This window comes from Streptomyces liangshanensis (assembly GCF_011694815.1).
Taxonomy (GTDB): Bacteria; Actinomycetota; Actinomycetes; order Streptomycetales; family Streptomycetaceae; genus Streptomyces; species Streptomyces liangshanensis.
In genome coordinates, this window is the sequence record NZ_CP050177.1 from 5,219,256 (window position 1) to 5,231,197 (window position 11,942).

Below are 11,942 nucleotides of genomic sequence, written 5' to 3' on the forward strand. Positions count from 1 at the left end.
CCTCTCCGGATCAACGTTCGACAACATCACCTTCTCCCCGAAAGAGGACGCCGCTATCCCCCTGGGGGTTGCCCAATGTTCAGGTACGCGATGATGGGGCGGCACCCGTTGTGAACTCCAGGGAGAGCCCCGATGGCACCGCGCGTCCTGCTGGCCCGGCACGGTCAGACGGCCTGGTCACTGTCCGGCCGGCACACCGGCAGGACGGACATCCCGCTCCTCGACGAGGGCAGGCGGGGTGCGGCGCTGCTGGGCGAGCGCCTGCACCGCGCGCCGTGGTCGGGACTGCCGGGTACGGAGGTCCGTACCAGCCCGCTGGTCCGCGCGAGCGAGACGTGCGCGCTCGCAGGGTTCGGGGAGCGGGCCACCGAGTGGGACGCCCTGATGGAGTTCGACTACGGGGCGTACGAGGGGCTCACCCCGGCCGAGATCAGGGCCGCGCGGCCCGACTGGTTCATCTGGCGCGACGGCGTCCCGGACGGCGAGACCCTGGCGCAGGTCGCCGCCCGCGCGGACGAGGTGGTCGCGTGGGCGCGCTCGGCCGACCGTGACGTCCTGGTCTTCGCCCACGGCCACATCCTGCGGGCGATCGGCGCGCGCTGGCTGGGCGAGGACGTGTCCTTCGCGGCCCGCATCCGGCTCGACCCGACGTCGGTGTCCGTCCTCAACTGGGCTTACGGCGAACCGGCGATCGAGGTCTGGAACGACACGGCGCACCTGGCGGGTTGACGCGGCGCTGGGCTGGGACGGGGAGCCCGGTACGGCCCGGGACCGCGTGCCCTGCCCGTACGGCCGGGAAGGCGCGCCTCGTACAAAGGGCCGACGCGCCCCGTACGAAGGGCCGACGCGCGCCCCGTACCGCCGGGAAGTACGCGCCCTACACGGCCGCGTGCCGCTCCAGGAACGCCGCCACCTCCGGCGACGACCTGCGGCGCGGCAGCAGCAGTCGGGCCGTCACCGCCAGCATCGCCTGGATGCGGGACGACTGGACCTCGTCCAGCAGGTCGAGCACCTGCCGCCCCGCCGCCGCGGCCTCCTCGGGCCGCCCCGCCCGCGCCAGGTCCGTGGCCAACTCGGCCCGGTAGAGCGCGAGATTGCGGGTGAAGTGCGGATCCTGGAGCACGGAGGCGCGGTACGCGTGCCGCGCCGCCCGCGCCCAGTCGCCCAACGCCGCGTGGCACTGCGCCTCCAGGGCCTCCAGCTCCGGTTCGCCGAAGAAGGACATCCACTCGGGGTCCGCGTCCGAGGTGCCGCGGTCGAACAGCGCGTGGGCCTGGACCAGGGCCTGTTCACAGTTCGTACGGTCGCCGAGCCCCGCCCAGCCGCCCGCCTCCCGCAGGGACAGCAGCGACAGCAGCCGGGCGGACGACAGGTGCTTGGCCGCGCCCCGGCCGGCCTGGGCGGCCCGTACCGCCTCCCGGTACCGGCCCGAATCCCGCGCCAGGAACGACGTGTTGCAGAACGCGTGCGCCTCCAGCGCCGGGTCCCCCGCGACCCGCGCGGTCGCGAGCGCCTCCGCGTAGTGCGAGCGGGCGTCGTCGAAGCGGCCCGAGTCGTGCGCGAGCCACCCCACCGAGATCGACAACTCGCCCGCGCCGGAGTGCAGCCGGTCGGTGGTGGACTGCCGGGTCGCCGTCCCCGAGTCGAGCAGCGCGTACGCCGTGCGCAGCGGCACCGCCGCCTGGCGGTAGAGCCCGTCGGCGCCGTGCCGGTCGTCCAGCAGCCGGATCCGCCGCACCGCCGCCTCGACGGCGGCCACCTCGGCCTCGCCGATTCTGCGCGGGGCCGGGATCGAGGGCGTGGCCGCGGCGGACGTACCGCCGAGCCCCAGGCTCGCGGCCACGGTGACGGAACCGCTGGTCATGAATGCGCGACGCAGCACGTCGCTCTCCTCGCTGATCTCGCTGTGTCCCGGGTCGTTCGCGGATTGCTCCACGGGTACCCGGGCCGCCCGGCCGCGAACGTGCTCGCGGGCCGTGAAGCCCAGGTCGGTCAGGGTCAACCCGGGGAACATGTGCAGGAAGACCCGTTCGTACGCGTAGTTGGGGCAGCGGATCTCACCCGCTTCCACCCGACCGATATAACGTGCGTCGCACGCGACTTGTTCACCGATCTCCCGGGCGGCCCTGCGCACCGCGGCGGCGAACTCCCCCGGCGAGCGCTGTCCGCGCTGCCGGCGGAAGGGGAGGTTGGGAACTGCCCGAGAAGACGCCATGGCCGAGCCCTCTCCTGTGCTCCGGTGGTCCGGCGGGCAAGAACGTACCTGCTGTGACGGGTCGCACACGCGGTGTTTGCCTACAAAGCGGATATCTCACCCACGATCTGCCATGAACTGCCATCCTTTGCGGCGGTGTGCCTCCGTAGCTGTTGACGCCGGCGGACGTTGAACCTTATGGAGACGCCCTACGCGTCTCCACCCGACGAGGAGGGTTCCCTTGTTAGAGGTGGAGGTGAAGGTCGGCATGGAGACCGGTGACGGCTCACACACGACTGCTCAGCACGGTGGCGACGAGCTGGACCTGGTGACGGTCCCGGCCCGGCAGGGCCTTGAGGCGGTGGACATCCTGCGGCGCGGGGCGACGCCCTCGGTGGGGCCCGTCCTGCACGACGGCTCCTGCCACACCCTCGGCTTCCTGGTGCCGCCCGGCACGGCGGAGGGCTGGGACGTCCCGGGGAGCGCCTGTACGCGGACGAGCGGCCGGGGGTTCCGTGTCCCCGTCGAGGAGCCGCCGGTCACCGGCACCGGCTGGCTGCTGCCCCCGGAGGCGTCCGACCCGGTCACGGACCCGGCGGTCCTGCGCGCGGCGCTCGGCGAGGCGGCGAGACTCATCGAGGCGGCCGACCGCTGCCGATAGGCCGGCACCGAGCCGGCACCAGGACAGCAACAGGACACCGCCAGGCAGCTGCCAGGACACCACCGAGCGGCACCAGGACACTCGTCACCACGCACCCGGCGCAGGGGCCCGCACCCCCGCCGGATCTCGGCATGTCCGCCCGGCCCCGATACTGGGGGGATGGCCAGGAACAGGCGGGGCGGACGGGGTACGGCGGCCGAGACGGTGACCCGGCCGGTCGACGGCGGGCTCGCCGAACTCGTACCGGACCGGGAGCGTCCGCGCGCCTGGACGCTGCTGATCGACGGCGCCCCGCAGTCCCACGTGGATCTGGACGACCCGGCCCACCTGTCCTTCGAGTACCAGCGCAGACTCGGCCATGTCGCCGACCTCGTGGCCCCCGCGCACCAGCCCCTGCGCGTCCTGCACCTCGGCGGCGGGGCGTTCACCCTCGCCCGGTACGTCGCCGCCACCCGGCCCCGCTCCACCCAGCAGGTCGTCGAGGTCGACGCGCCGCTGGTGCAACTCGTGCGTGAGCAGCTCCCGTTGGATCCGCAGGCCCGGATCAAGGTCAGGTCAGCGGACGCCCGGGCCGGTCTCGCGAAGCTGCCGGACGGCTGGGCGGACCTGGTGATCGCCGACGTGTTCGGCGGAGCCCGTACCCCCGCGCACCTCACCAGCGCCGAGTTCCTGACCGCGGTACGGCGGGTCCTCGCCCCGGACGGCTGCTACGCGGCGAACCTCGCGGACGGGCCGCCTCTCGGCCATCTGCGCGGCCAGGTCGCCACCGCCGCCTCGCTGTTCGGCCATCTCGCGCTGGCCGCGGACCCGACGGTCCTGCGGGGCCGGCGCTTCGGCAACGCCGTGCTCCTCGCGTCCGACCGCGACCTGCCGGTCGCCGAACTGACCCGCCGCATCGCGAGCGACCCGCACCCCGGCCGGGTCGAACACGGCCGCGCCCTCAGGGACTTCACCGGGGGAGCGGCCGTCGTCACCGACGCGGACGCCAAGCCTTCCCCGCCGCCCCCGGCGGGCGCCTTCTCCTGACCGTCCGCACCGAGGTGCACAGTGGCCGGTTCCGATCAACGGGAGCCACCGGTCCTGGACAGTGCGAATGACGTTGCCTAACGTTTGTTCAGCGACTTCCCGAACAATGGTTTGGTAACTCTCCGTAGGAGTCCATGGTGACGGAAACCCTCCCCCCACACCCCCCGCTCGCCCCCGAGTTCCCGATGGCCCGCGGCTGCCCCTTCGACCCGCCGCCCGAACTGCGCAGGATCCAGCACGAGGCTCCGGTCTCCCGGGTCACCCTCTGGGACGGCAGCACGCCCTGGCTGATCACCCGCTACGACGACGTGCGGGCCGTGCTCGCCGATCCCCGGGTCAGCGCCGACATCGACCGGCCGGGCTATCCGCACAGCACCGAGGGCTCGGCCACCCGGTCGAGCCGCGTCAAGCTCTTCATCACCATGGACGACCCCGAACACGCCGCCCAACGCCGCCTCCTCACCTCCGACTTCATGGTCAAGAAGATGGAGGCGCTGCGGCCGCGAATCCAGGAGATCGTCGACGGCCTGATCGACGACCTGCTCGCCGGGCCCCGACCCGCCGATCTGGTACGGGAGTTCGCGCTGCCGGTGCCGTCGCTCGTCATCTGCGAGCTGCTCGGGGTCCCCTACGCCGACCGTGACTTCTTCCACCGGCTCAGCAAGACGCTGGTGTCGCGGGAGACCACCGCGGAGCAGGGCGCGGCGGCGGTGGCCGAGTTGACCGGCTACCTCGGCGACCTCGTGGACCGGAAGCTCGCCGACCCCGGTCAGGACGTCCTCAGCCGGCTCGCCACCGGGCAGCTGGGCACGGGTCTGATGACCCGCGAACAGATAGCCTCCATGGGCCTGTTGCTGCTGGTGGCCGGGCACGAGACCACCGCCAACATGATCGCGCTGGGTACGGTCGTCCTGCTGGAGAACCCGGAGCAGCTGGACCGGCTCCGCGCGACCGACGACCCCAAGGTGGTCGCGAACGCCGTCGAGGAACTCCTGCGCCACCTCACCATCGTCCACGGCGGCCGGCGCCGGGTCGCGACCGAGGACCTGGAGGTCGGCGGGCAGCTCATCCGCGCGGGCGAGGGCATCATCGCCGCCAGCGACATCGCCAACCGCGACGGGGCGGCCTTCCCCGATCCGGACGCCCTCGACCTCGGCCGCGAGGCGCGTCATCACGTCGCGTTCGGCTACGGCGTCCACCAGTGCCTCGGGCAGCCGCTGGCCCGCGTCGAACTCCAGGTCGTCTACAGCACGCTGTACCGGCGCGTCCCCACCCTGGCCCTCGCGAAGCCCGTCTCCGAACTGGGCTTCAAGCACGACATGTTGGTGTACGGGGTGCACGAGCTGCCGGTGACCTGGTGACCCGGGAACGGAAAGGATCAGCACGATGAAGGTCATCCTGGATCAGGACAAGTGCGTCGGCTCCGGGCAGTGCGTCCTGGTCGCGCCCGAGGTGTTCGACCAGCGGGACGAGGACGGCATCGCCGTACTGCTGGACCCGGACCCGCCCGCCGGCCGGCACGCGGAGACCCGCGAGGCCGCGCGTCTCTGCCCCGCGCTCGCCATCGAACTGGCCGATTCGTGAGTGGTCTGTCGCGGATCGTCGTCGTGGGCGCCTCGGCGGCGGGTCTGACCGCCGCCGAGGCGCTCCGGCGCGAGGGCTACGGCGGGCGGCTCACGCTGGTGGGCGACGAGCCCCACCTCCCGTACGACCGCCCGCCGCTGTCCAAGCAGGTCCTGCGCGGGAGTTGGACGCCGGACCGCACGGCCCTGCGGCGCGCGGACCACCTCGACGGCCTCGGCGCGCGATGGCTGCTCGGGCGGACCGCGGCCGGTCTCGACGCCGCCGCGCGGACCGTCACGCTCGTGGACGGCGAGGTGCTCGGGTACGACGGGCTGGTCGTCGCCACCGGCGTCACTCCCCGGTCGCTCCCGCGCGGCCACGAACTGGCGGGCGTCCACGTCCTGCGTACCCTCGACGACGCGCTCGCGCTGCGCGAGGGGCTGCTCACGGCGGCCTCCGTGGTGATCGTCGGCGCGGGGTTCCTCGGGTCCGAGGCCGCGGCGGTCGCCACCGAACTGGGCGCGGACGTCACGCTCGTGGATCCGCTGGCGGCGCCGATGATCCGGCAACTCGGCCCGCTGGTCGGGGACATGGCGGCCCGGCTGCACACCGGCCACGGCGTGCGGGTGCGGACCCGCACCGGGGTACGGCGGTTGGCGGGCGAGGACGGCCGGGTGGTGGGCGTCGTCCTCGACGACGGCTCGCACGTCCCGGCCGATCTGGTGCTGGTGGCCATCGGCTCCACCCCGTCCGTCGGCTGGCTCACCGGCAGCGGGCTCGCCCTCGGCGACGGCGTCGAGTGCGACGAACTGTGCCGGGCCGCCCCCGGCGTGGTGGCCGCGGGCGACGTGGCGTCCTGGCACCACCCCGGCCTCGGGCGCCTGCGGGTCGAGCACCGGATGAACGCCACGGAGCAGGGCACGGCCGCCGCGCTGACCCTGCTGGGCGGCGGCCGCCCGTTCGCGCCCGTACCGTACTTCTGGACCGATCAGTACGACGTGAAGATCCAGGCGTACGGCCTGACCGGCCAGGAGGCAACCTTCCGCGTGGTCGCGGGGGACCCGGCCGAGGGACGGTTCGCGGGACTGTACGGCCGGGCGGGCCGGGTGGTGGGCGCACTCGGCTGGAACATGCCCCGAGAGGCCCGAACCCTCCGCCGCCACGTCACCGAGACCACCCCCTGGCCACAGGTGATGACCCCCGCGGGGGGATGAGCGCGGGGCGTCCGGACGGGCCGGGTCCACCAGGGCGCCCCCGCCCCCGGCGGGACCGCCCCCTCCCCGCGCCGCATGCGGTAAGAATGGCCTCGTGCCAGACGACGTCGACATCAAGCCCGAACGGACGCGTAACCGCTGGGGTGAGGGCGACCGTCTCCGTGGCGAGATCCTGGACGCCGCCGGCCGGCTGCTCTCCGGGCTCGGGGGTGAGGACGGCCTCACCATCCGCGGGGTCGCCCGCGAGGTCGGCATCGCCCCCGCCAGCATCTACCACCACTTCACCGACCGCACCGCGCTGGTCCAGGGCCTGATGGACCACGAGCACGCACGGCTCACCTCGCTGATGCGGGCGGCCGACGAGGCGGTGGTCGCGGAGGACGTGGTCGGGCGCGTCCACGCCCAGTTGTACGCCTACTGCGACTTCGCCACCGACAACCCGGGACACCACCGGCTCGTCCTCGGCAACGGTTCCGGCGAGCCGCGCTCCGCCGCCCCGCCCGTGCTCATCGACGTCGTGGAGGCCCTCACCGCGGCGTTCGACCGGTGCGAGGCCGCCGGGCACACCCTGCGCCTGCCCGGCGACCGGGCGGCCGTCATGGTCTTCGTCGCCGTGTACGGGCGGGTCGCGCTGCTGCACAGCATCCAGCGCGGACAGACGACCGACGAGCGCCGGTCGTTCATCGACGAACTCGTCTCCCTGGTCCTCGCCTGACCCCGCCCGGACGGTGACCAGCGACCAACCCCGCCGGACGCCGCTCAGCGGTCGTCGAACTCCACCAGCGGCGGATGGTCGTGCCAGGTGCAGAACACCGACACCTCCCGACCGTCCCGGGTGAACGTCACCCGGATCCACGTCGGCTGCGTCCACACCTGCATCTGCCACCCCGCGTCCGGCGTCGCCGACACCAGCTCCGCCGACACGTCCCCGATGTCCAGCACCACCCGGCCGCCGTCGACCGTGTAGCTCTTCACGTTCCCGGGGGACGCGGGCGGGGACGGCTCCACCGCGGGCCGCGAGGCGGACCCGCCGTAACTCTGCGAAGGAACGGGAACGGGCGTGAACGACAGCGTCGGCGAGGGCTTCACGGACTTCCTCGGTTTCGGCGCCGGCGGCGACACCGACCGCGAGGCCGACGGGCTCGGCGGGCGGTGCGTCGAGGACACCACCGGCCGGGCACCCTGCGTCGTCGCGTTGTCCTTGCCGATCGGCACCGCGCGCGGCGGGTCGTACGCCGTCCCCGCCATCACCGTGTGGACACCCCACCACGACAACGTCACGGCGGCGCCGGTCGCGAGCGACCACGCAATGGCATGTACGAGTCCGATACGCATCGGGGCCATGGTGCACCACCGGGGCCGCCACGGGGAACCGCCGACCGGCATCCCCCGAATGGCGTACGGTGCCGCCCATGCCCAGTGTGCTCGTGGTCGAGGACGACCAGTTCGTACGCTCCGCCCTCATCAGGCACTTGACCGAGGCCTCCCACACCGTACGCAGTGTCGGGACGGCCCTGGAGGCGCTGCGTGAAGTGGCCCATTTCCGGTTCGACGTGGTCATTCTGGACCTCGGCCTGCCCGATCTCGACGGGTCCGAGGCGCTCAAGATGCTGCGCGGCATCACCGACGTACCGGTGATCATCGCCACAGCGCGCGACGACGAGACCGAGATCGTCCGGCTCCTCAACGACGGCGCCGACGACTACCTCACCAAACCGTTCTCCGTCGAACACCTCTCCGCCCGGATGGCGGCCGTCCTGCGCCGCTCCCGCGCGACCTCGGACGAGGCTGCGTCCCCCCGCGTCATCCGCGTCGGCGGCCTCGCCATCGACCCGCTGCGCCGCCAGGCCGAACTGGACGGCACCCGGCTCGACCTCACCCGCCGCGAGTTCGACCTGCTGACCTTCCTCGCCGGGCGCCCCGGCGTGGTCGTCCCCCGCAAGGAACTGCTCGCCGAGGTCTGGCAGCAGTCGTACGGCGACGACCAGACCATCGACGTCCACCTGTCCTGGCTGCGCCGCAAACTGGGCGAGACCGCCGCCAGGCCCCGTTACCTGCACACCCTGCGCGGAGTCGGCGTGAAACTCGAACCCCCCAGCGGGGAGCGCCCCGTATGAGGTGGGCACTGATCAAGGTCTCCCTGGCCGTCACGGTGATGGTCGTGATCGCCTTCGCCGTGCCGCTGGGCATGGTCATCAAGGAGATGGCCAGGGACCGGGCCTTCACCAACGCCGAACGGCAGGCCGCCGCCATCGGCCCCACCCTCTCCATCACCTCCGACCGCGACCAGCTCGACCGGGCCATCGCCTCCACCCAGGCGGGCGCCGACGGCAAGATGGCCGTGCACGTCCCCGCCTCCGGCGAACCGGGCGGCCTCCCGATGGAGCTCGGCACGCGCCGGGCCGCCGAGAAGGACCTGGCGACCGTACGGCGGCTCGGCCGCGCCTCCATCACCGACGTCCCCGGCGGCTTCGCGCTGCTCCAGCCGACCGCCCTCGGATCCAGCCTCGGCTCCAACTGGATCGCGATCGTGGAGGTGTACGTCCCCGAGGCGGAGGTCTCCAACGGCGTCACCACCGCGTGGCTCGTCCTCGCCGGGGTCGGCATCGCGCTCATCGTCGGCTCGGTCACCGTCGCCGACCGCCTCGGCCTGCGCATGGTCGAGCCCGCCCAGCGGCTCGCCGGCGCCGCCCACGCCCTCGGCGAGGGCAAGCTCGGCGTACGCGTCCCCGAGGAGGGGCCGCCCGAACTGCGCTCCGCCGCCGTCGCGTTCAACTCCATGGCCGACCAGGTCGTCCAACTCCTCGCCAACGAAAGGGAGCTGGCCGCCGACCTCTCCCACCGCCTGCGCACCCCGCTGACCGTGCTGCGTCTCAACGCCGCCTCGCTGGGCGAGGGGCCCGCCGCCGACCAGACGCGGGCCGCCGTCGCGCAGTTGGAGCGCGAGGTCGACACGATCATCCGTACCGCCCGCGAGTCCACCTCCCACTCGGTGGCCAACGCGCCCGCCGTGGGCTGCGACGTCTCCGAAGTCGTCCGCGAGCGCATGGACTTCTGGTCGGCGCTGGCCGAGGACGAGGACCGGAAGGTACGGCTCGCGGGCGTCGGCGCGCCGATCCGTATCCCGGTCGCCCGCCCCGAACTGGCCGCCGCGCTGGACGCGTTGCTCGGGAACGTCTTCCGGCACACCCCGGAGGGCACCGCGTTCTCCGTGGACGTGCACAACGGCGAGGACGCGGTGATCGTCCTCGTCTCCGACGCGGGCCCCGGCATCGCGGACCCGAAGGCCGCGCTCGTACGGGGCAACAGCGGCGGCCGGGAGGGCTCGACGGGCCTCGGCCTGGACATCGTGCGCCGGGTCGCGGAGTCGACCGGCGGGGACGTACGGATCGGGCGGTCCGTGCTCGGCGGGACCGAGGTGCGCATCTGGATCGGACGCGAGGGCTGGCGGCCCGCCCGCGAGCCGCGCGGACACCGGCTGCGCGGCAGGAAGCGCGGCGCGCCGGACCGCCGGGGAGCGGACGTCTGAGCCCGCAGGCACCCCTGGATCCCGACGGGTCTTAATCGGCCCCCATGCCTTCCTTAAGGGCGCCCTAAGAACCGCGACCGCCGCCCCGAACAGGCCTTTTGTCGTCCCGGGGGCGGCTAGCGTGCTGCCACACCCACCGGAGACGCCCACGGGACCCACCCACCGGGCGTACCGCTGGAGAACAGCCGCACCACTTGAGGCAGGCACACGATGGGCAGAGTCACACACCGGCGCACGGTGAACCGCCGGACCAAGGTGATCGGGGCCGTTCTCGCGGCCGCCGTGATCGGCGGAGCCGCGTTCACCCTCGCGGGGTCGGCGCAGGCCGCGTCGGTGAGTGCCACGTTCAGCAAGCCGAGTTCCTGGAGCGGTGGTTACACCGGGCAGTACGTCATCACCAACGCCACGGACAAGGCCCGTTCGGGCTGGACCCTCACGTTCGACCTGCCGGCCGGGACGACGCTCAGCTCCCTCTGGAACGGTGAGTACACCGTCTCCGGGCGGCACGTGACGGTGACGGCCCAGGACTGGAACAAGAAGCTGGCCCCCGGCGCCACCGCCACCGTCGGGTTCACCACCGCCGGGACGGGCGGCGCGGCACCGACCGGCTGCCGGATCGACGGCGCGACCTGCGGCCCCGGCGGAAGCTCCCCCACCACAGCCCCCACCCGGCCCGCGACACCCCCGGCCACCACCGCGCCCGCCACCAAGCCGCCGGCCACGAAGCCCCCCGTCACCATCCCGCCCGCCACGAAGCCCCCCACCGCCACGAAGCCCCCCACCGGCACCCCCACGGCCCCCGCCACCACCCCGCCGGCCGGCGGCACCGCGGCCTCCGCCGCCTTCTCCCCGTACGTCGACACCTCGCTCTTCCCGGCGTACGACCTGCTGGACACCGTCACCAAGACCGGGGTGAAGAACTTCACCCTCGCCTTCATCACCTCCGGCGGCACCTGCACCCCCAAGTGGGGCGGCGTCTCCGACCTCGCGAGCGACGCCGTCGCCCGCCAGATCACCGCCCTGCGCGCCAAGGGCGGCGACGTACGGGTCTCCTTCGGCGGCGCGTCCGGCGTCGAACTCGCCAACAGCTGCACGTCCGCCACCACCCTCGCGGCGGCCTACGGCAAGGTCGTCGACACGTACCGCCTCACCAAGGCCGACTTCGACATCGAGGGCGCGGCCCTGCCCGACACCGCCGCCAACACCCGCCGCGCGCAGGCGATCGCCCAGCTCCAGAAGTCCCACCCGGGCCTTGACGTCTCCTTCACCCTGCCCGTGATGCCCGAGGGCCTCACCCAGCCCGGGGTGGACCTGCTCGCCGACGCGCGGCGCAACGGCGTCAAGGTCGGCGCGGTCAACATCATGGCGATGGACTACGGGCCCGCGTACAGCGGTGACATGGGCCAGTACGCCATCCAGGCCGCGACCTCCACCCAGGCCCAGGTCAAGGGCGTGCTCGGCCTCTCCGACGCCGCCGCGTGGAAGGCCGTCGCGGTCACCCCGATGATCGGCGTCAACGACGTCAGCACGGAGATCTTCCGGGTCGACGACGCCACCCAGCTGGTCGACTTCGCCCGCGCCAAGGGCCTGGCCGGGCTGGCGATGTGGTCCTCCACCCGCGACAAGCAGTGCGCGGGCGGGGCGAAGAACACGGCCGACGCGTCGTGCAGCTCGATCGTCCAGCAGCCGCTGGCCTTCACGAAGGCGTTCGCCGCCTTCAAGTAGGCGACACCTGCAAGTACGCCTCGCCCCTGC

Annotated in this window: 12 protein-coding genes; 10 read left to right on the top strand and 2 right to left on the bottom strand. The window is 73.2% G+C overall.

Translation table 11 applies throughout. The annotated features are described in order from the left end of the window. Positions 1-132: 132 nt before the first annotated feature. Positions 133-729 (top strand): histidine phosphatase family protein, encoded by a 597-nt coding sequence (locus HA039_RS22610; RefSeq protein WP_167032821.1) that lies wholly within the window; start codon positions 133-135, stop codon positions 727-729. Positions 730-877: 148 nt separating this feature from the next. On the opposite strand, the gene HA039_RS22615 is transcribed toward HA039_RS22610, so the two are convergent. After that, complete coding sequence (locus HA039_RS22615; RefSeq protein WP_167032823.1) at positions 878-2,215, bottom strand: NsdA family TPR-like regulatory protein; 1,338 nt, start codon at positions 2,213-2,215, stop codon at positions 878-880. Between the two features lie 247 nt (positions 2,216-2,462). On the opposite strand from HA039_RS22615, the gene HA039_RS22620 reads away from it, so the two are divergent. From HA039_RS22620 to HA039_RS22645, 6 genes are all read left to right on the top strand, one after another. Continuing rightward, positions 2,463-2,855: a hypothetical protein gene (locus HA039_RS22620; protein WP_167037400.1), complete on the top strand. Its 393-nt coding sequence runs from the start codon at positions 2,463-2,465 to the stop codon at positions 2,853-2,855. 159 nt (positions 2,856-3,014) lie between these two features. After that, positions 3,015-3,881 (top strand): spermidine synthase, encoded by an 867-nt coding sequence (locus tag HA039_RS22625; RefSeq protein WP_167032825.1) that lies wholly within the window; start codon positions 3,015-3,017, stop codon positions 3,879-3,881. A 137-nt stretch (positions 3,882-4,018) separates the two neighbouring features. Beyond that, positions 4,019-5,242 (top strand): cytochrome P450, encoded by a 1,224-nt coding sequence (locus tag HA039_RS22630; RefSeq protein WP_425086422.1) that lies wholly within the window; start codon positions 4,019-4,021, stop codon positions 5,240-5,242. 25 nt (positions 5,243-5,267) lie between these two features. Beyond that, positions 5,268-5,465: a ferredoxin gene (locus tag HA039_RS22635; protein ID WP_167032829.1), complete on the top strand. Its 198-nt coding sequence runs from the start codon at positions 5,268-5,270 to the stop codon at positions 5,463-5,465. Positions 5,466-5,470: 5 nt separating this feature from the next. Further along, a complete protein-coding gene (locus HA039_RS22640) occupies positions 5,471-6,658 on the top strand; it encodes an NAD(P)/FAD-dependent oxidoreductase (protein WP_167037403.1) in 1,188 nt (395 codons plus the stop codon). Between the two features lie 94 nt (positions 6,659-6,752). Further along, the gene (locus HA039_RS22645) at positions 6,753-7,373 is read left to right on the top strand and encodes a TetR/AcrR family transcriptional regulator (protein ID WP_208298688.1); all 621 of its coding nucleotides are present in this window, start codon (positions 6,753-6,755) and stop codon (positions 7,371-7,373) included. 44 nt (positions 7,374-7,417) lie between these two features. Here the strand turns inward: HA039_RS22645 and HA039_RS22650 are convergent, their stop codons facing one another. After that, on the bottom strand, positions 7,418-7,993 hold the full coding sequence (locus HA039_RS22650) for a hypothetical protein (RefSeq protein ID WP_167032831.1): 576 nt from the start codon (positions 7,991-7,993) through the stop codon (positions 7,418-7,420). Positions 7,994-8,070: 77 nt separating this feature from the next. Here HA039_RS22650 and HA039_RS22655 point away from each other — a divergent pair, with 77 nt between their 5' ends. From HA039_RS22655 to HA039_RS22665, 3 genes are all read left to right on the top strand, one after another. Beyond that, positions 8,071-8,775, top strand: a complete 705-nt coding sequence (locus tag HA039_RS22655; protein WP_208298689.1) for a response regulator transcription factor — start codon at positions 8,071-8,073, stop codon at positions 8,773-8,775. Next, on the top strand, positions 8,772-10,187 hold the full coding sequence (locus HA039_RS22660) for a HAMP domain-containing sensor histidine kinase (RefSeq protein WP_167032833.1): 1,416 nt from the start codon (positions 8,772-8,774) through the stop codon (positions 10,185-10,187). The genes HA039_RS22655 and HA039_RS22660 overlap by 4 nt, the downstream gene beginning before the upstream one ends. 210 nt (positions 10,188-10,397) lie before the next feature. Continuing rightward, positions 10,398-11,912: a glycoside hydrolase family 18 protein gene (locus HA039_RS22665; protein ID WP_167032835.1), complete on the top strand. Its 1,515-nt coding sequence runs from the start codon at positions 10,398-10,400 to the stop codon at positions 11,910-11,912. Positions 11,913-11,942: the final 30 nt, after the last annotated feature.

Coding starts and splice junctions, on each gene's coding strand:
- HA039_RS22610 (WP_167032821.1), top strand. CDS start 133: ATGGCACCGCGCGTCCTGCTGGCCCGGCACGGTCAGACGGCCTGGTCA.
- HA039_RS22615 (WP_167032823.1), bottom strand. CDS start 2,215: ATGGCGTCTTCTCGGGCAGTTCCCAACCTCCCCTTCCGCCGGCAGCGC.
- HA039_RS22620 (WP_167037400.1), top strand. CDS start 2,463: ATGGAGACCGGTGACGGCTCACACACGACTGCTCAGCACGGTGGCGAC.
- HA039_RS22625 (WP_167032825.1), top strand. CDS start 3,015: ATGGCCAGGAACAGGCGGGGCGGACGGGGTACGGCGGCCGAGACGGTG.
- HA039_RS22635 (WP_167032829.1), top strand. CDS start 5,268: ATGAAGGTCATCCTGGATCAGGACAAGTGCGTCGGCTCCGGGCAGTGC.
- HA039_RS22650 (WP_167032831.1), bottom strand. CDS start 7,993: ATGCGTATCGGACTCGTACATGCCATTGCGTGGTCGCTCGCGACCGGC.
- HA039_RS22655 (WP_208298689.1), top strand. CDS start 8,071: ATGCCCAGTGTGCTCGTGGTCGAGGACGACCAGTTCGTACGCTCCGCC.
- HA039_RS22660 (WP_167032833.1), top strand. CDS start 8,772: ATGAGGTGGGCACTGATCAAGGTCTCCCTGGCCGTCACGGTGATGGTC.
- HA039_RS22665 (WP_167032835.1), top strand. CDS start 10,398: ATGGGCAGAGTCACACACCGGCGCACGGTGAACCGCCGGACCAAGGTG.